Source organism: Burkholderia sp. BCC0398 (genome assembly GCF_902833245.1).
Classification (GTDB): Bacteria; Pseudomonadota; Gammaproteobacteria; order Burkholderiales; family Burkholderiaceae; genus Burkholderia; species Burkholderia sola.
Window position 1 is genome coordinate 116,319 of the sequence record NZ_CADFEM010000001.1, and the last position, 19,057, is coordinate 135,375.

General features: G+C 68.4%; 14 protein-coding genes. 8 read left to right on the forward strand and 6 right to left on the reverse strand.

Annotated elements, in window-relative coordinates:
- Nucleotides 1-4: 4 nt before the first annotated feature.
- The 5 genes from gsiC to HWX76_RS00515 all read right to left on the reverse strand — a co-directional run bounded on the left by gsiC (nucleotide 5) and on the right by HWX76_RS00515 (nucleotide 6,519).
- On the reverse strand, nucleotides 5-925 hold the full coding sequence (gene gsiC, locus HWX76_RS00495; RefSeq protein ID WP_050010825.1) for a glutathione ABC transporter permease GsiC: 921 nt from the start codon (nucleotides 923-925) through the stop codon (nucleotides 5-7).
- A 67-nt stretch (nucleotides 926-992) separates the two neighbouring features.
- Complete coding sequence (gsiB, locus tag HWX76_RS00500) at nucleotides 993-2,555, reverse strand: glutathione ABC transporter substrate-binding protein GsiB (RefSeq protein WP_050010823.1); 1,563 nt, start codon at nucleotides 2,553-2,555, stop codon at nucleotides 993-995.
- Nucleotides 2,556-2,657: 102 nt separating this feature from the next.
- The gene (locus HWX76_RS00505; RefSeq protein ID WP_089489284.1) at nucleotides 2,658-4,562 is read right to left on the reverse strand and encodes a dipeptide ABC transporter ATP-binding protein; all 1,905 of its coding nucleotides are present in this window, start codon (nucleotides 4,560-4,562) and stop codon (nucleotides 2,658-2,660) included.
- Between the two features lie 26 nt (nucleotides 4,563-4,588).
- Nucleotides 4,589-5,578 (reverse strand): isoaspartyl peptidase/L-asparaginase, encoded by a 990-nt coding sequence (locus HWX76_RS00510; protein ID WP_089489283.1) that lies wholly within the window; start codon nucleotides 5,576-5,578, stop codon nucleotides 4,589-4,591.
- Complete coding sequence (locus HWX76_RS00515) at nucleotides 5,575-6,519, reverse strand: MurR/RpiR family transcriptional regulator (protein ID WP_050010818.1); 945 nt, start codon at nucleotides 6,517-6,519, stop codon at nucleotides 5,575-5,577. The genes HWX76_RS00510 and HWX76_RS00515 overlap by 4 nt, the downstream gene beginning before the upstream one ends.
- 472 nt (nucleotides 6,520-6,991) lie before the next feature.
- Here HWX76_RS00515 and HWX76_RS00520 point away from each other — a divergent pair, with 472 nt between their 5' ends.
- The 5 genes from HWX76_RS00520 (at nucleotide 6,992) to HWX76_RS00540 (ending at nucleotide 14,656) form a co-directional block, all read left to right on the forward strand.
- Nucleotides 6,992-8,263 carry an MFS transporter gene (locus HWX76_RS00520; protein ID WP_050010817.1) on the forward strand — a complete coding sequence of 424 codons (1,272 nt, stop codon included), beginning with the start codon at nucleotides 6,992-6,994 and terminating at the stop codon, nucleotides 8,261-8,263.
- 27 nt (nucleotides 8,264-8,290) lie between these two features.
- Complete coding sequence (locus tag HWX76_RS00525; RefSeq protein WP_176015343.1) at nucleotides 8,291-10,711, forward strand: glycoside hydrolase family 31 protein; 2,421 nt, start codon at nucleotides 8,291-8,293, stop codon at nucleotides 10,709-10,711.
- Between the two features lie 112 nt (nucleotides 10,712-10,823).
- The gene (locus HWX76_RS00530) at nucleotides 10,824-12,011 is read left to right on the forward strand and encodes a porin (RefSeq protein WP_089489281.1); all 1,188 of its coding nucleotides are present in this window, start codon (nucleotides 10,824-10,826) and stop codon (nucleotides 12,009-12,011) included.
- A 315-nt stretch (nucleotides 12,012-12,326) separates the two neighbouring features.
- Complete coding sequence (locus HWX76_RS00535; protein ID WP_124630318.1) at nucleotides 12,327-14,348, forward strand: BCCT family transporter; 2,022 nt, start codon at nucleotides 12,327-12,329, stop codon at nucleotides 14,346-14,348.
- Nucleotides 14,345-14,656: a hypothetical protein gene (locus HWX76_RS00540; protein ID WP_124554138.1), complete on the forward strand. Its 312-nt coding sequence runs from the start codon at nucleotides 14,345-14,347 to the stop codon at nucleotides 14,654-14,656. The genes HWX76_RS00535 and HWX76_RS00540 overlap by 4 nt, the downstream gene beginning before the upstream one ends.
- A 103-nt stretch (nucleotides 14,657-14,759) precedes the next feature.
- Here HWX76_RS00540 and HWX76_RS00545 read toward each other — a convergent pair whose 3' ends face one another.
- Nucleotides 14,760-15,608: a class I SAM-dependent methyltransferase gene (locus HWX76_RS00545; RefSeq protein WP_176015344.1), complete on the reverse strand. Its 849-nt coding sequence runs from the start codon at nucleotides 15,606-15,608 to the stop codon at nucleotides 14,760-14,762.
- A 163-nt stretch (nucleotides 15,609-15,771) separates the two neighbouring features.
- Between HWX76_RS00545 and HWX76_RS00550 the strand changes: the two genes are divergently transcribed.
- The 3 genes from HWX76_RS00550 to HWX76_RS00560 all read left to right on the forward strand — a co-directional run bounded on the left by HWX76_RS00550 (nucleotide 15,772) and on the right by HWX76_RS00560 (nucleotide 19,001).
- Nucleotides 15,772-17,235: a metallophosphoesterase gene (locus HWX76_RS00550; RefSeq protein ID WP_124630320.1), complete on the forward strand. Its 1,464-nt coding sequence runs from the start codon at nucleotides 15,772-15,774 to the stop codon at nucleotides 17,233-17,235.
- Nucleotides 17,232-18,626 carry a cytochrome c peroxidase gene (locus HWX76_RS00555; RefSeq protein WP_176015345.1) on the forward strand — a complete coding sequence of 465 codons (1,395 nt, stop codon included), beginning with the start codon at nucleotides 17,232-17,234 and terminating at the stop codon, nucleotides 18,624-18,626. The genes HWX76_RS00550 and HWX76_RS00555 overlap by 4 nt, the downstream gene beginning before the upstream one ends.
- Nucleotides 18,627-18,722: 96 nt before the next feature.
- A complete protein-coding gene (locus tag HWX76_RS00560) occupies nucleotides 18,723-19,001 on the forward strand; it encodes a hypothetical protein (protein ID WP_027782819.1) in 279 nt (92 codons plus the stop codon).
- The last annotated feature ends 56 nt before the right edge of the window (nucleotides 19,002-19,057 follow it).

Below are 19,057 nucleotides of genomic sequence, written 5' to 3' on the forward strand. Positions count from 1 at the left end.
GGCCTCACTTGAACCGGATGGTCGGGTTGATGACCGCGTACAGCACGTCGACGGTCAGGTTGATCAGGATGAATTCCAGCGAGAACAGCAGCACGATCGCCTGGATCACCGGGTAGTCGCGCATCGTCACCGCGTCGACCAGCAGGCGCCCGAGCCCCGGCCAGTTGAACACGGCCTCGACGACGATCGAGCCGCCGAGCAGGAAGCCGAACTGCAGCCCCATCATCGTGACGACCGGGATCATCGCGTTGCGCAGGCAGTGCTTGAGCACGACCATCGGTTCATGCACGCCCTTCGCGCGCGCGGTGCGCACGAAATCCTCGTTCAGCACTTCGACGAACGACGCGCGCGTGAAGCGCGCCATCACCGCCGCGACCGCGGCGCCGAGCGTCAGCGACGGCAGCACGTAGCTCTTCCACGTGCCGTCCGGCACGACCGGCAGCCAGCCGAGCTTCACCGAGAAGATCTCCATCAGCAGCATGCCGAGCGCGAACGCAGGAAACGAGATGCCCGACACCGCGAGCGTCATGCCGAGCCGATCAGGCCAGCGATTGCGCCAGACCGCCGACGCAATGCCGATCGCCATCCCGAACGCCGTCGCCCACCCCATGCTGACGAGCGTCAACAGCAGCGTCGGCATGAAGCGCTCGCCGATCTCGGTCGATACCGGCCGCTTGCTGCGCGTCGACATCCCGAAATCGCCGTGCGCGATCTTCGCGAAGAAACGCGCGAACTGTGCGGGCAGCGGCCGGTCGAGCCCGAGATCGGCGCGCACGAGCGCGACGGTCGCCTCGTCGGCTTCGGGACCGGCCGCGAGCCGCGCCGGGTCGCCTGGCAGCAGATGCACGAACAGGAACACCAGCACCGCGACGATCGCGAGCGTGGGCAGCAGGCCGAACAGGCGTTTGACGAGGAAATTCAGCATGGGACACCGATCGAATCAGCGCACCGGCGGCCCGCGCCGCCGGCACTGCGTGGCGGGCAAACCGCCGTCATTTCAGCGAGATCTCGTCGAAGTTGAACGAACCGTCCGGCATCACGTACGCGCCCTGCAACCGCTTGCTGCGCGCATACACGATCTTCTCCTGCACGAGGAAGATCCACGGCGCATCGGCCCAGATCTGCTTCTGCGCATCGGCGTACAGCTCGGCCTTCTTCGCGCGGTCGACCGTCTCCAGCGCCTTCGTCAGGTCGCCGTCCACCGTGTCGTTCTTGTAGTACGCGGTGTTGACCAGCTTCGGCGGCGCCGATGCGCCGGCCAGCAGCGGCGTGATCGCCCAGTTCGCTTCGCCGGTCGACGACGACCAGCCGATGTAGTACATCCGCACCGGCGCCTTCGCCGGATCCGGCGCGCTCTCGACCTTCGCGACGCGTTCGCCGGCCTCCAGCGCCTGCACCTGCACCTTCACGCCGACCTGCGCGAGCTGCTGCTGCACGAACTGGATCGCCTTCTGCGACGTCGAGTTGTTATACGCGGACCACAGCGTCGTCTCGAAACCGTTCGGATAGCCGGCTTCCTTCAGCAGCGCACGCGCCTTTGCCGGGTCGTACGGCCAGGGCCCGAGCTTCGTCGCGTAATCGACGCCCTGCGGCACCACGCCGGTCGACGGCGTCGCGAAACCGGAGAACGCGACTTTCGCGAGCGCTTCCTTGTTCACCGCGTAGTTCAGCGCCTGGCGCACCTTCGGGTTGTCGAACGGCTTTTGCAGCATGTTCAGCGACACGTAGCGCTGCACGATCGACGGCCGCTCGACCACGTCGACCTTCGGGTTGCTCTTCAGGTCGGCCGCCTGTTCGAACGGAATGCGGAACGCGAAATCGGCTTCGCCCGTCTTCATCAGCGCCGCGCGCGTGTTGTTGTCGACCACCGGCTTCCAGTCGATCGCGTCGATCTTCGGATAGCCCTTCTTCCAGTAGCCGGCGAACTTCTTCACCTTCAGGTCGTCGGTCTGCTTCCATTCGACGAACTCGAACGGCCCGGTGCCGACCGGATGCAGCGCGATGTCGCGGCCCCACTTCTTCAGCGCGGCCGGCGAAATCATCACGGCCGACGGGTGCGCAAGCGTGTTGATGAACGCCGAGAACGGCTCGTGCAGCGTGACCTTCACGGTGGTCGGATCGACCACTTCGGTCTTCTCGATCACGCGGAACATGTTGTAGCGCTTCAGATGGTTCGCGGGATCGGTCACGCGGTCGAAGTTCGCCTTCACGGCCGCCGCGTTGAAATCGGTGCCGTCGTGGAACTTCACGCCCGAGCGCAGCCTGATCGTGTACGTCTTCGCGTCGGGGCTGGCTTCATAGCCGGTCGCGAGCACGTTGACGAGCTTCATGTCCTTGTCGAAGCCGAACAGCCCCTGGTAGAACGACTTGACGACCGCCTGCGACACCGTGTCGTTCGCGTCGTACGGGTCCATCGTCGTGAAGGTCGAATCCACCGCCATCACCGCGGTCTGCTGCGCGAACGCGGGCAGCGCGGCCGACAGCGCGAACGCGCCGGCGAGCGCGACGAAGCATGCGCGCGGACGAAACATCGGAAACGGATGCTGCTTGCTCATTTTGCTGGGCTCCTATCGGTGAATCGGTGACGCCTCACGGGCGTTTCGGTTTCGACTGCCTGCTGGTTCGCGCACCGTCATCGCGGCGCACGACGCCACTCCTCAATACGCGCCGCCCACGCGATGCGTCGCGACGTAATGATCCGGGCCGACCGCGACGAGCGGCGCGACGACCGGCTCGTCGCCGACCGCGCGGATCGGGCTCGGAATCTCGTCCGCCGCGAGCTGGCGCGGCGCATGCCGGCGCGCGGGGTCGGCCACCGGCACCGCGCTCATCAGCTTCTTCGTGTACGGATGCTGCGGCGCCTCGAACACCGCGCGGCGCGGGCCGATCTCGACGATCTGGCCCAGATACATCACCGCGACGCGATGGCTGACGCGCTCGACGACCGCCATGTCGTGCGAGATGAACAGGTACGCGACGCCGAGCTCGCGCTGCAGGTCGAGCATCAGGTTGACGATCTGCGCCTGCACCGACACGTCGAGCGCCGACACCGACTCGTCGGCGATCACGACCTTCGGATTCAGCGCGAGCGCACGCGCGATCGCGATCCGCTGGCGCTGGCCGCCCGAGAATTCGTGCGGATAGCGGCGCGCGGCATCCGGCGGCAGGCCGACCTTGTCGAGCAGCCAGTCGACGCGCGCCTGCGCTTCGCTGCCGCTCGCGACGCCGTGCACGAGCAGCGGCTCCATGATCGAGAAGCCGACGGTCAGGCGCGGGTTCAGCGACGCGAACGGGTCCTGGAAGATGAACTGGATGTTCCGACGCAGCGCCTGGAGGTCCGGGCCCTTCAGCGCGCTGATGTCGCGGCCGTCGAATTCGATCGAGCCGCTTTGCGATTCGACGAGACGCAGCAGCGAACGGCCGGTGGTCGACTTGCCGCAGCCCGATTCGCCGACGAGCGCGAGCGTCTCGCCCGCACGCAGCTCGAAGCTCACTCGCTCGACCGCATGCACGTATTGCGACACGCGGCCGAACACGCCGCTCTTCACCGGAAACCGCGTGACGAGATCGCGCACGCGCAGGATCGGCGGCGCGGCATGATCGACGGGCGGCTGCGCGTCGTTCGCCGCGGACGCCGTCGTCGCGGCCGTGGCCGTCGCGTTCGTGCCGTCCACCTTCAACAGCGGGAATTTCTCCGGTGCGTCGGTGCCCTGCATCGAGCCGAGCCGCGGCACGGCCGCGAGCAGCGCGCGCGTGTAGCGATGCGCGGGCGTCGCGAAGATGCGGTCCGACTCGCCCTCCTCGACCTTCTCGCCGCGATACATCACGAGCACGCGATCGGCCACTTCGGCCACCACGCCCATGTCGTGCGTGATGAAGATCACGCCCATGTTCATTTCGTCCTGCAGCCCGCGCACCAGTTGCAGGATCTGCGCCTGGATCGTCACGTCGAGCGCGGTCGTCGGCTCGTCGGCGATCAGCAGCGCGGGCCGGCACGACAACGCCATCGCGATCATCACGCGCTGTCGCATCCCGCCCGACAACTGGTGCGGATAGCGCGCGAACACGCGGCGCGCTTCCGGGATGCGCACGAGATCGAGCAGCCGCAGCGCTTCCGCGCGGGCTTCGGCCGCGCTCTTCGACTGGTGCAGCGCGATCGCCTCGCTGATCTGGTCGCCGACCGTAAACACCGGGTTCAGCGACGTCATCGGCTCCTGGAAGATCATCGCGATGTCCGCGCCGCGGATGCCGCGCATCGTCGCGGCGCTCGCCCGCGCGAGATCGACCAGCGCGCCGCCACGGCGCCGGAACGCGATCCGGCCGCTCGTGATCTCGCCGCCGCCGTGCTCGACGAGCCGCATCAGCGCGAGCGACGTGACCGACTTGCCCGAGCCCGATTCGCCGACGATCGCGAGCGTCTCGCCGCGATCGACGTGAAACGACACGTTGCGCACCGCGTCGAACGTCGCGTTTTCGCGGCGGAACGTGACCGACAGGTCGTCGACGGCCACCACGCGCTGCTCGGGCAACGTCAGGGGCGACGGGTTACGGCTCGAAGTCATGGCATCTCTCCTCGTGCGATCCGGAATCAGGCCGCATCGTCGCGGTAGATGCCGACGACCGGCGCTTCACCGACGCGCGCGTAGCCGCGGTACATCCCTTCGGTGTTGAACGGCATCGCGACGTTGCCGTGCGCATCGACCGCGATGATCCCGCCGCGGCCCGCGAGGCGCGGCAGCTTGTTCATCACGACGTCGTGCGCGGCGTCCGCGAGCGACGCGCCGCGATACGCGATCTGCGCGGCCACGTCATGCGCGGTCGCGAGCCGGATGAACATCTCGCCGGTGCCCGTCGCGGAGACGGCGCAGGTCGCGTCGTCCGCATAGCAGCCGGCGCCGATGATCGGCGAATCGCCGACGCGCCCCGGCTGCTTGTTCGTGATGCCGCCCGTCGACGTCGCCGCCGCGATGTGGCCGTGCACGTCGCACGCGACCGCGCCGACCGTGCCGTGCTTGCGGTCCGGATCGAGCGGCTCGGCGGGTTGCGCGGCGCCGCCGAACGCGAAGCTGGCCGCATCGTGGTCGAGCATCATCCCGGCCGCCGCGCGCGCCTTGACCCACTGCGCATGCCGCGCTTCGGTGTCGAAGTAGCCGGGTTCCGCGAGTTCGAGCCCTTGCGCGGCTGCGAACGCATCCGCGCCCGCGCCGGCGAACAGCACGTGCTCGCTCGCCTCCATCACGCGCCGCGCGGCGAGCACCGGATTGCGTACGCGCGTCGCGCAGCAGATCGCGCCGGCGCCGAGCGTCGCGCCGTCCATGACCGCCGCGTCGAGTTCGTGCTTGCCTTCGGCCGTATAGACGGCGCCGCGCCCGGCGTTGAACAGCGGACAGTCCTCGAGCATGCGCACCGCGACGGTCACGGCGTCGAGCGCGCTGCCGCCGTCGGCCAGCACTTGCTGCGCGGCCTGCAGGATCGCGGTGAGTTCGGCGCGGTACCGACGTTCGGTGTCGGTATCCATCGCTTCGCGCAGGATCGTGCCTGCGCCGCCGTGAATCGCGACGATCGCGGGTGAAGTCATGATTTTTTCGGACGTGGGGAAGAAGGGTTCGCGGCCGGCAGCGCCGCTTGCGGCTGCACGAGCCACGGCAGCAGGAATTCAGTCATCTCGGCGGCGGATTTCGCGGACCGGTGCGTGCGCAGCGCGACCGCATCGATCAGCGCCTCGATCATCGTGAGCACGGCCGCTTCCGACGTGGCCGCGAAACGCCGCTCGGCCTTCACGTACAGGTTCAGCGACGCGATCGGCGCGAGCGGCGATTGCGGGCCGTCGGAGATGCCGAGCACGCGCGCGCCGCGCGCCGCCGCACGACGCGCCAGCTCGATCGTGTCCTTCACGTAGCGCGGAAACGCGAGCGCGATCACGAGATCGCGCGAATCGGCCGTGTACAGGCGTCGCGCCGCATGCGAAGGCCCGCCGAGCAGCGCGAGCGACTGCACGCTGTCATGGCAGACGGACAGGCCATGCTCGATCAGCCCGGCGAGGAACGCGCTCGACCCGGCGCCGAGAATCAGCACGCGCCGCGCGCCGACGATCGCCTCGACCGCCGCCTCGACATCGGCCGCGTCCAGTTGCGCGCGCGTGTTCTCGATGTTGGCGACAGCCTGGTCGAATACCGCATCGATCCAGACTGCGCCGCGTACGCCGGATTCCTGCTCCTGCGCGGAACGCAGCCGCTCGACCGGCCCGAGCGTGGCCTCGAAGCCGCGCACGAGCGCCGCACGCATCGCCGGATAGCCGTCGAAACCGAGCGCCTTCGCGAAGCGGTTCGCGGTCGCGATCGACGCATTCACGGCCTGCGCGAGCTCGTCGATCCGCATCGTCGCCGCGCGAAACGGGTTCGCGAGCACGAACTCGCCCATGCGCCGGTGAATCGGCGTCATCAACGGCATCGCCGACGCGATCCGCGCGGCGATCGCGGGTTCGTCGTGACTGACATCGGGCGGAACGAGAGGCGTCATGCGAAGGGTTGTTGCAAGGTTCGATGAAAATGAATTTACACAATCTCCCGACTGAAAAGAAATAAATTTTCATCAGGATGTGTTGCGCCTCAACCGGCGTCCGTCGACCGTGCGGACGATCGTTCGGCCCCGCCCCACGGGCCTTTGACGGCCGATCGCCCTGCGTCGCCGCTCACGGTCGCCATCCGGTCATCGGGAAAACCCCGAGTACGTTCGTTCGAATGCAGATTCACGTTGACCGGATTCGCATTCGAACATAGGATGTTCGAAAATGATCAGTCGTCAGATAACATTGCAGATCTGTGACGACGAAATGTTCGCTCGAACACCGTGATTTCGATATGAACCGGCAAAAACCGGCGCGCATCAAGATCGGACATCGTACGAACCAAAACGAAACAAGCCATTCCGACGGATGGCCCTCATGGACCGGGCAGGCGCCGCGCGCCGCCCTCCCTGACAGGAGACAGCAGTGAAGACAGTCAAGGCGTTGCGCTGGTGGATCATCGTGCTCGTGTGTCTCGGCACGATCCTCAACTACCTCGCACGGAATTCCCTCGCGGTGCTCGCGCCCGAACTCAAGCAGGTGTTCGCGATCTCGACGCAGCAGTACTCGTACATCGTCGGCGCATTCCAGATCGGCTACACGATCATGCAGCCGGTGTGCGGCTTCATCGTCGACCTGATCGGGCTGCGGCTCGGCTTCGCGCTGTTCGCGATGCTGTGGTCGGTGGTCGGCGTCGCACACGGCTTCGCATCGGGCTGGCTGTCGCTCGGCATCCTGCGCGGCTTTCTGGGCCTGTTCGAGGCCGCCGCGATTCCGTCGGGGATGAAGGCCGTCGCCGAATGGTTTCCCGATCGCGAGAAATCCGTCGCGGTCGGCTACTTCAACGCGGGCACGTCGCTCGGCGCCGCGATCGCGCCGCCGCTCGTCGTGTTCATCTCGATGCGCTTCGGCTGGCAGGCCGCGTTCATGGTCACCGGCGCGCTAGGGTTCCTGTGGGCCGCGCTCTGGTACACGCAGTACCGGTCCCCGGCCGACCATCCGCGCCTCACGCCGCAGGAGCGCACGCTGATCCGCGACGGCCAGGCGACGATGCCGCCCGTGTCGAAGCGCCGCATCCGCGACGTCGTCACCGCGCGGCGCTTCTGGGCGATCGCGCTGCCGCGCTTCTTCGCGGAACCCGCGTGGCAGACCTTCAGCTTCTGGATTCCGCTGTACCTCGCGACCGAGCGCCACATGCCGCTCACGCAGATCGCGGTATTCGCGTGGATGCCGTTTCTCGCAGCCGACCTGGGCGGCATCGCGGGCGGCTACCTGTCGCCGTACCTAGCGAATCGCTTCAAGCTGCCGCTCGTGTGGTCGCGCGTCGCCGGCGTCGCGCTCGGCGCGGTGCTGATGCTCGGGCCGGCGACGATCGGGCTCGTGTCGTCGCCGTACACGGCGATTGCGCTGTTCTGCGTCGGCGGCTTCGCGCACCAGATGATCTCCGCGCTCGTCAACACGCTGTCGGCCGACGTGTTCGACCCCGAGGAAGTCGGCACCGCGAGCGGCTTCGCCGGGATGGCCGCGTGGATCGGCGGCCTTGGCTTCTCGCTGCTGGTCGGCGCGCTCGCCGACAAGATCGGCTATGCGCCGCTGTTCGCGTGCCTCGGGCTGTTCGACATCATCGGCGTCACGCTGCTCGCGCTGCTGATCCGCGGGCAGTCGAAGCAGGAACGCCTGCTCGCGCAGCACGCCTGACCTCCGTTTTCACCAGGAATCGCATTCATGACTTCGCTCCTTCATCCGCCCGTGTTCCGCGTCGCCAGCCACCACGCGAACCGCGTGTTGCTCGCGTCCGATACGGGCGCCACCGTCGAAATCTTCGTGCTCGAGGACGACATCGTGCGCGTGCGCGTGCTGCCCGACGCGACGGCGCGCACCCCGCGCACGTGGACGATCGCACCCGGTCTCGACGACGTGCCGCTCCACGGGCGCGACCGCCTCGACCTGAGCGGCTTCGCGCTGCCCCACTACGACTTCGTCGAAGACGACGACGGCGTGCGGATCGAAACCGCGCAGGTCCGGCTTACGGTGCGCCGGCGAGGCGGCCATTGCACGTGGTCGATGCGCGACGCGAACGGCGCATGGCGCGTCGCGCTCGCCGACCGCGCGACGCAGGCATACAACTTCGGCTGGTGGGACGATCGCGCGTATCACTACGTCGCCCGCGAGCGCGGCGACAAGGTGTTCGGCCTCGGCGAACGCGCGGGCGAACTCGACCGCACGGGCGCGCGCTTCGAGATGCGCAACATCGACGCGATGGGCTACAGCGCGAAAAGAACGGACCCGCTGTACAAGCACATCCCGTTCTACATCACGTGGTCGCCCGATGCGTGCCAGGGCTTCGGGCTGTTCTACGACACGCTGTCCGACTGCGTGTTCGACATGGGCCGCGAGCTCGACAACTATCACGGGCTCTATCGCTATTTCGTCGCCGAGCACGGCGATCTCGACTACTACTTCATCGCGTCGCCCGCGACGCCGCTCGCGGCCGCGCGACGCTTCACGTGGCTGACCGGGCGCCCCGCGCGCACGCCGAAATGGGGGCTCGGCTATTCGGGTTCGACGATGAGCTATACCGACGCGCCGGACGCGCAGCAGCAGATGAACCAGTTCGTCGAGCAGTGCGACGCGCACGACATCCTGTGCGATTCGTTCCACCTGTCGTCGGGCTATACGTCGATCGGCGCGAAGCGTTACGTGTTCAACTGGAACCGCGACAAGTTTCCGGATGCGAAAGGCTTCGTGCAGCACTATCGCGACCACGGCATCCGCCTGTGCGCGAACATCAAGCCGTGCCTGCTGCGCGACCATCCCGCCTTCGACGACGCCGCGCAGCGCGGGCTGCTGATCCGTTCCGCGTCGGGCGAGCCCGCATGGGTGCAGTTCTGGGACGAGGTCGGCGCGTACATCGACTTCACGCAGCCGGACGCCTACCGCTGGTGGCAGGAGCAGGTCACGTCGGCGCTGCTGGAATACGGGATCGAATCGACCTGGAACGACAACAACGAATACGAGATCTGGTCGCCCGACGCGATCGCGCACGGCTTCGGCCAGCCGTTTCCGGCGCGCGAAGCGAAGGTGCTGCAGACAATGCTGATGATGCGCGCGTCGCGCGACGCGCAGCGCGCGCATGCGCCGGCGCGGCGGCCGTTCCTCGTGTCGCGCTCCGGCGGCGCCGGCATGCAGCGTTACGTGCAGACGTGGTCCGGCGACAACACTACGTCGTGGGAAACGCTGCGCTACAACCTGAAGATGGGCCTTGGGCTCGCGCTGTCGGGCGTGTCGAACATCGGCCACGACATCGGCGGCTTCTCCGGCCCCGCGCCGTCGCCCGAATTGCTGCTGCGCTGGGTGCAGTTCGGCATCTTCATGCCGCGCTTCAGCATTCATTCGTGGAACGACGACGGCACCGTCAACGAACCGTGGATGTACCCGGAGATCACCGCGCAGGTCGCGTCGCTGATCAAGCAGCGCTACCGGCTGCTGCCGTACCTCTATCACCTGCTGTGGCTGTCGACGACGCGCTACGAGCCCGTGCTGCGGCCGACCCTCGCCGATTTCCCCGGCGATGCGCGCTGCTACGACGCGTGCGACGACATGATGCTCGGCGACGCGCTGCTGGTCGCACCGGTCGTCGATCCCGGCCGGACCGAACGCACGGTGTACCTGCCGTCGGGCGCACGCTGGACATGCTGTTCGAGCGCGCAGTCGTTCGACGGCGGCGCGAGCGTGACGCTGCCCGCGCCGCTCGACACGCCGGTGATGCTGCTGCGCGAAGGTCGCGTGCTGCCGTTGAACGTCGCCGACCAGCATTTCGGTGCGCGTGCCGACACGCGCGGCTTCGTCGTCGCACCGCGCATCGAAGACGGCGTCGCGTACGGCGAATGCGTCGAGGACGACGGCGAGACGGAAGCGTGGCGCGACGGCGAATACGGACTGTGGCGCATCGAGACCGGCCGCGAGGCGTCGGGCGAGCTCGGCGTGTCGGTCCGCTGGGACGGCCGCCCGGCGCGCCCGGCCGAGCGCGTCGAGATCCTGCTGCCCGCGTCGCTGCAAGGCCCGGTCGCCGTGCGCGGCGCGCGTGTCGAGCAGGATGCGGGGGACGGTGCGTGGCGCCGCCTCGTCGTCGCGTTCGACCACTGAACCACTGAAGCCAACCCGATCAGGCGGGCCGTTCGCGCGGCCCGCCGCCTGCCACAGAGGAGGCATTAAACCTCCCGCCCCTTGAAAAGATGAAGCACCCCGGAGATCGACAATGAAAGCACCCGTCAACCGTTATGCAATCCTGATTTTATCGGCCGCGTCGCTCGGCGCGACCGCCGCCCATGCGCAGAGCAGCGTCACGCTGTACGGCGTCGTCGACGATTCGCTCGCGTACGTGAACAACCAGCAAGGGCACTCGAACATCTACCTGCGCGACGGCAACCTGTATGCGTCGAAGTTCGGGTTGCGCGGCGACGAGGATCTCGGCGGCGGCACGCATGCGATCTTCGACCTGCAGGCCGGCTTCAACCTGAATACGGGCGCGCAGGCCGCCGCCGGCACGATGTTCAATCGCCAGGCCTTCGTCGGCCTGCGCAACGTGAGCTACGGCACGGTGACGGCCGGCCGCCAGTACACGCCCTACTTCCTGTTCGTCGGCCCGTACGCGTCGAGCAGCTGGCTGACCGGTGCGACCGGCGCGCATCCGGGCGACATCGACGGCCTCGACACGACGATTCGCGTGAACAATTCGGTTACCTATACGTCGCCGACCTTCGCCGGGCTGACCGCGAGCGCGATGTACGCATTCGGCGGCATTGCCGGCGCGACCGGCAAGGGCAACACGTTCAGCGCCGCGCTGCGCTACGCGAACGGGCCGATCGGGATCGCGGCCGGCTATCTGCGGATCAACAGCTCGGGCTCTTCCGTGGGCTTCCTGAATCCGGCCACCGCGTCGTCGGGCAGCTTCGCGGTGTCCGTGCTGAACCAGGGCTACCTGACCGCGAAGGCCGTCGAGCAGGTCGCGGCGGCCGGCAACTACACGCTCGGCGACCTGACGATGGGGCTCAACTATTCGAACGTGAAGTACCTGCCCGGCAACGGCTCGGCCTTCACCGATACGGCCGTGTTCAATACCTACGGCGCACTCGCCGCGTACCGCTTCACGCCGACGTTCTCGGTGGCCGGCGCATTCGCGTACACGCTCGCATCGAAGGCGAACGGCGTCGCGAACGCGGCCCGCTATCAGCAGTACTCGCTGAAGGAGTCGTACAGCCTGTCGAAACGCACGACGCTCTATGCGCTGCAGGCGTACACGCATTCGAGCGGGCGGACGCTCGGCGCGCAAGGCGCCGGCCACATCGTCGACGCGGCGCCGATCGTCGGCGATTCGCAGCAGCTCACGCCGTCGACGACGCACGGCCAGTTCGTCGGCATGGCCGGGATCGCGGTCACGTTTTGAACCCGCCCGACGGCGCCTTCCGCGCGCTGTCTTCTACCTGGACGCCTGGACGCTGCGCATGCCGTGCGCGCCGTCCGGGTGTCCGATATGCGTTTGCCGCGGCGTTTTTCCCGGCCTCGCCGGCCCGCCGCACGCACCGCGCGGGTTTTCTCGCTCGCCCCGATACCTTACAATTCGTCAGGTTTACCCTTCTGCATGCCCTGTTCTTGCAGTCCTGACACCGCGGTACACTCGACGCACGCCGTATCAGGGTCCGACGCGCACCACGCGCCGGGCGGCGTCGCGCCTCGTTGCGCCCACAACTGGATACCCGCCATGCCGGATTCCCGTCCCTCGCCCCGCACGACATTCAAGCCGCAGGTCGTCCTGCCCGCGCTCGTCGTGATCGGCGCGCTGCTCGTCGTGTGCGCACTGCGCCCGAGCGAAGCCGGCGCGCTGTTCTCCGCCGGCCAGCAATGGGTCATCGCACGGTTCGACTGGTTCTACGTGCTCGCCGTCACCGGCTTCCTCGTGTTTCTCGTGCTGATCGCCGCCAGCGATTTCGGCAACATCCGGCTCGGCCCCGACGATGCCGAACCCGAATTCAGCTTCGTGTCGTGGACGGCGATGCTGTTCGCGGCCGGCATGGGCATCGGCCTGATGTACTTCGGCGTCGGCGAGCCGATGCAGCATTTCCTGAAGCCACCGACCGTCGACCCCGGCACGTCCGCCGCCGCGCGCGAGGCGATGCTGATGACCTTCTTCCACTGGGGTTTCCATGCGTGGGCAATCTACGGGCTGATGGGGCTCGTGCTCGCGTACTTCGGCTTTCGCTACAACCTGCCGCTGACGCTGCGCTCGGGGCTGTATCCGGTGCTGCGCGAGCGCATCAACGGCTGGATCGGCCACACCGTCGATGCGTTCGCGCTGGTCGGCACGGTCGCCGGCATCGCGACGACGCTCGGCTACGGCGTGATGCAGATCAGCGCGGGCCTGCATACGGTCGCCGGATGGGACACCGGCAGCAACCTGTTTCGCATCGGGCTCGTCGCGCTCGTCGTGATCCTCGCAGGGCTGTCGGCCGCGAGCGGCCTCGACAAGGGCGTGCGCCGGCTGTCCGAGCTGAACCTGCTGCTCGCGTTCCTGCTGCTCGCGTTCGTGGCCGTCGCGGGCCCGACCGCGTTCCTGCTGCGTGCGCTCGGCGACAACATCGGCCAGTACCTGTCGAGCCTCGTCGACCTGTCGTTCCGCACCTATGCGTATGCACCGCCGCGCGAGGAAGGCTGGTTCGGCGGCTGGACGATCCTCTACTGGGCGTGGTGGGTGTCGTGGTCGCCGTTCGTCGGCATGTTCATCGCGCGCATCTCGCGCGGCCGCACGATCCGCCAGTTCGTGATCGGCGTGCTGCTCGTGCCGACCGCATTCAATCTCGTCTGGATGACCGTGTTCGGCAACAGCGCGATCTGGCTCGATACGCACGCCGCGGCCGGCGCGCTCGCGCAGACGGCGACCAACGTCGATGCGCTGCTGTTCCGCTTCTTCGATTTCCTGCCGTTGCCGCAACTGCTATCGATCGTCGCGATCGTGCTGATCGCGGTGTTCTTCGTCACGTCCGCCGATTCGGGCGCGTTCGTGATCGATCAGATCGCGACGCGCGGCAGCGCGCATTCGCCGGTCTGGCAGCGGCTGTTCTGGGCCGCACTGCTCGGCGTGACGGCCGCGGTGCTGCTCGTCGCGGGCGGGCTGGGCGCGCTGCAGGCGATGACGCTGATCGCCGCGCTGCCGGTCGCCATCATCATGCTCGCGCTCTGCTACGGGCTGTGGCGCGGGCTCGCGGCCGATCGCGCGCACTATTCGCAGGACGTTGCGCCTGCAACGAGCTTCTGGACCGGTCAGCACTGGCGCCATCGCCTGACGCACATCCTGCGGCAGACGACCGAGGCCGAAGCGCGCCAGTTCATCGCGGAAACGGTCGAACCGGCGCTGCGCAAGGTCGCCGACGAGTTGCGCGCGAGCGGCGTCGATGCGCACGTACAGCACGACAGCGACGATGCGGTGCGGTTGACCGTGCCGACAGCCGAACATCGCGATTTCGTGTACGGCGTGCGCGTCACCGCGAAATCCGCAGCCGCGTTCCTGGTGCGCGAGACGGCCGAGCCGGACGAGGCACGTGCGCACGTGTATGGCATCGTCACGTTCTTCGAGGATGGCCGGCTCGGCTACGACGTCGAATACCTGCGCGGCGACGAAGTGATCGCCGACGTGCTGCGCCAGTACGAACGCTACGTATCGCTCGCGGCAGACACCCGCACGCATCTGCTGAGCCGCGCGCCGGGGCACGCGACGGAGGCCGAATGAGCGGACTGCTGCAAAGCCGCGCGGTCGACGTCATCGCGCTCGGCACGCTCGCCGTGCTGTACCTCGGCGGCGCCGGCATCGCGCTGTGGCGAATCCGCACCGCGGCGCCGCTCGGCAAGGTCTACTGGATCGTCTGCGCGGCACTGCTTGCCGGCGGCGCGGTCGCGATGGGCGGCAACCTGTCGCCGGTGCCGAACAGCGGCGAAATGCCGCCGGGTTTCGCACTCGGCGCCGAGGCCGTTCTGCTCGGGCTGGCGCTGGTCGCCGGTGGCTGCGCGTGGTTGATGCTGCGCGCGCGCAAACGCTGACGCACGCAGGTCGCGCAGCCCCAGCTTCGTCACGCGGGCACGGTCGCGTGCGGGGCGAACGGGCGGCCATGCCGTTCCTCATCCGCTGCTTCCACGCTACATGTCATGCGGACGGCGCGCGCGCCGTCACCAGCCAGCACGCCGCATCGAAGCGCACCTCGGCGCCGTGCACGTACCGCTCGAACGCCGCGCGCATCGTGTCGATCACGCGCCGCCGCGTCGCCTCGTCCGTCTCCAGCAACGCCAGGCCGACCGGGCCCAGCCGGGCAAGGTAGTCGTCCAGCGCGGATTCCGACAGCACGCATGCCCGCTCGACCGGCTCGATCGCAACGTCGGCCCAACCACCGTCCGACAGCACCGACGCAATGCGCTGCCGGTCACCGAACGCGAACTGCCCCGGCGCGCCGGGTTGCCGCGCGGGCAGATTCGGCAACAGCGGCGCGGCCGCCCGCTCGGCCGTCGTCATGAACGGGTTGTCGGCCGCGCCGCGCCACGCGACGAACCGCATCTGCGCGCCGGGCCGCGCCGCATGCCGCAGGTTCGCGAACGCACGCACCGGATCGTCGAAGAACATCACGCCGAGACGCGACACGATCAGGTCGACGCTCGCCGGCTCGAACGCGTGCGTCTGCACGTCCGCGCACACGAACCGGGCGGGCAGACCACTGCGTCCGGCACGCCCCCGGGCGGCGTCGATCATTCGCGCCGAAATGTCGATGCCCGTGCACTGCGCGTTCGCGCCGAGCCGCCGCGCGATCGCGAGCGTGACCGCACCCGTGCCGCAGCCGACGTCGAGCACGCTGCTGGCAGACGACGCTGCCGCGCCATCCGCCAGCAGCGTTTCGAACGGCTCGAACATCCGGTCCAGCAGCGCCTGCGCATCGACCCATGCGCGCCCCGACGGACCGTTCCATAGCGCGGATTGCGCTTCATTGGGCCGGTTGGCTTCCATCGTCGATCCCCTTCCGTTTCATTGATCACGAACCGGACTGTGCCGCTTCAAGCCGGCTTGAAGTCAAGGACTGCCGGTGTGCGCCCCGTCACGCCCCGTTTTCACATTTCTTACATTCGCGCTGCGTATCGTTGACGACTTTCCTACGGTGCCTGCCCCTCCCATGCGACGATTCCTCACGCGCGGCCTGCTCGTGCGCTGCGCTCCCCTTGCTGCCCTCGCCGCGCTGTCCGCGTGCTCGAATCACATCGATACGCCGGCCGATCCGGCCAGCGCGTCGGCCAACGTCCAGGCCGCATGGGTCGAGATCGGCGATGCGAACCAGGCGATCGCGCGCGTGATCACGAACTACACGCCCGCGTCGGCCGGCGACCCGCTGTGCCCGCAACTGAGCGTCGACGGCAAGGTGTCGCGCATGGCGCTGCGCGCAGGCGCCGCGACCGTCCCCCAGCGGCCGACTGCCAGCGACCCGGCCGATTCGAAACCGTCGAGCTTCCCGGTGTCCGTCTGCGAGGCGACGCTGCCGGCTGGCGCGCAGGCGGCAAGCGTCGCGGGCCGCACGCTGCCGCTGCCGAAAGCGCAGCCGCAGCGCATCGCGATCATCGCGGACACCGGCTGCCGAATGAAGAAAGCCGACAACGCATGGCAGGCGTGCAACGATGCGTCGGTCTGGCCGCTCGATACGATCGCGGCCAGCGTCGCGAAGCTGTCGCCCGATCTCGTGCTGCACGTCGGCGACTACCACTATCGCGAGAACGCGTGCCCGCCCGATATCGCCGGCTGCAAGGACAGCCCGTGGGGCTACGGCTGGGATACGTGGCAGGCCGACCTGTTCCGCCCGGCCGCGGCCTTGCTCGCGAAGGCGCCGTGGGTCGTCGTCCGCGGCAATCACGAGGAATGCGCACGTGCGGGCCAGGGCTGGTTCCGCTTCCTCGACCCGCGCCCGTATTCGGCCGCACGCTCGTGCGACGATCCGGCCAACGACAACAACGCGAACTATTCGGAACCCTATGCGGTGTCGCTCGGCAGCGGCTCGCAGGTGATCGTGTTCGACACCGCGAAGGTCGGCCGCACGCCGCTGAAGACCACCGACGCGCAGTTCGGCATCTACCAGAAGCAGTTCCAGACGGTCGCGGCGCTCGCGTCGAAGGCCGGCATCACGACGACGATCTTCACGAACCATCATCCGATCCTCGCGTTCGCGCCGATCGCCGGCAGTACGCCCGCGCCGGGCAACCTCGCACTGCAGTCGGTGATGTCGAGCCTCAACGCGCAGGCGTACTACCCGCCGGGCGTGCACGTCGCGCTGCACGGCCACGTGCACGATTTCCAGGCGATCAACTTCTCCTCCGGGCACCCGGCGACGATCGTGTCCGGCAACGGCGGCGACAACCTCGACGTCGCGCTGCCCGACCCGTTCCCGGCCGGCCTGACGCCCGCGCCGGGCGCGGTGATCGAACGGCTGTCGCACAACAACAGCTTCGGCTTCCTGATCATGGAGCGCAACGCCGCGCCGGCGACGGGCTGGACGTTCCATGCGTATTCGGCGGCCGGCAAGCTGCTGGCGTCGTGCAATCAGTCGGGCCGGACGCTCGCCTGCGACAAGACGGGGTTCATCGCGCCGTGACGGAAGAAGTTCGATGCGACGGCCGCGGCAAGCGTGGCCGGCAGACGCTGCACACGCTTGCCGCCACCGTGCTCGCCGGCCTGACGCTCGCGGTTCACGCCGCGCCGGCCGAAACGGTGCTGCTTCCCGGCGCGCCGCCGTCGCGCGTCGTCGACACGATCGGCAACGGCACGCCGCAGGTGACGGGCAAGATCGACGCGGCCACCGCGCGCTTCGCGCCGGACCCGACGCTCGTCGCGCTCGGCCGCCGGATCTTCTTCGACCCGCGGCTGTCCGAGCCGCGCGGCATGTCGTGCGCGGGCTGCCACGATCCGGGCCGCGCGTTCGCGCCGACACTGTCGGCCGCATCGCTCGCGGGGCCCGGCGTGCCGGAAGGCAGCCGGCCCGGACGCTTCAGCCAGCGCAATGCGCCATCGCTGCTGTATGTGCGCTACGTGCCGCGCCGCCACTTCTACCAGGACGACGATGCGCCCGCGCCGTCGCCGTTCGGCGGGCTGTTCAGCGACGGTCGCGCGGATACGCTCGCCGAGCAGATCCGCGGGCCGCTGTTCGATCCGAACGAGATGAACAACCGGTCGCCGGCCGCGCTGCTGCGCAAGGTCGATGCGACCGAACTCGCGCCCGATCTCGCCGCGCGCTTCGGCGCGCCGGTGCGGCGCGATCCCGAGCAACTGGTGCGCGCGCTGGGCGCGGCCGTCGAAGCCTATCTGCAGAGCGACGAGATGGCGCCGTTCACGTCGCGCTTCGACGCATTCCTGCGCACGCGCAAGCCGCTCGCGCCGGCCGAGATGCGCGGCCTCGCGCTGTTCCGGAATCCGGACAAGGGCAATTGCATGACCTGCCATACGCTGTCGGACACGTCGAGCCGTCCGGAACGCTCGCTGTTCACCGATTTCGGCTACGACGCGATCGCCGTGCCGCGCAACCGCGCGCTGCCGGCCAACCGCGATCCGCGCCATTTCGACAACGGGCTGTGCGACACCGCGCGTCGGCTGCGCTGGCCCGAGCCGACGCAATGGTGCGGCTACCTGCGCACGCCGGGGCTGCGCAACGTCGCGCTCAAGCAGACGTTCATGCACAACGGCGTGTTCACGACGCTGCGCGACGCGGTCGCGTTCTACAACACGCGCTCGACCGATCCCGGCTTCTGGTATCACGGCGCCAAGACGTTCGACGACGTGCCGGCCGCCTATCGCGGCAACATCAACGTGAATTCGACGCCGATGAACCGCCGGCCCGGCACGCCGCCCGCGCTGACCGACGCGGAAATCGACGACATCGTCGCGTTCCTCGGCACGCTGACCGATGCGCGCTATACCGGCCGGGCCGCGCCTGCCGCCTCTGCGCCTCCTGCGGCCCGGGTCGCGCGCACCGCCGCGCCGGTGCGCTGACCCTGGCCGAACGGCCAGCCGACGCGCCCGCGCTTGCGGTTCGCGCAAACACTGGTTATATTTACAGTACTGTATTTATGAACAGTGAGGTGCGCGATGGAACATCTGGTCCGTATCGTCAACGACACCGATCGCCAAGTGCTGGCGTGGCTGCGTGCCCAGGTCGGCGATGCCCGCGTCGAGCGCGCGGCGCGTCAGCTCGGGCATACGCGCAAGCCCTTTCCGTCCGCCGTCTGCCGGTACCTGGGCATGAGCGCGCCGGCCACGCTGCGTCCGGCCCCCGCCCGGCCGCGCGCGGCACGCGATTTCTCGGTCGGCGATCGTTATTTGTCGCTGATCCGCCAGCACCTCGCCACGCATTCGGTCGGCCGATGAAGTGGCGGCGGCTTGCCGCTTCGGTACCGCGTCCGGCCGGAGCACTCGCGTATTCG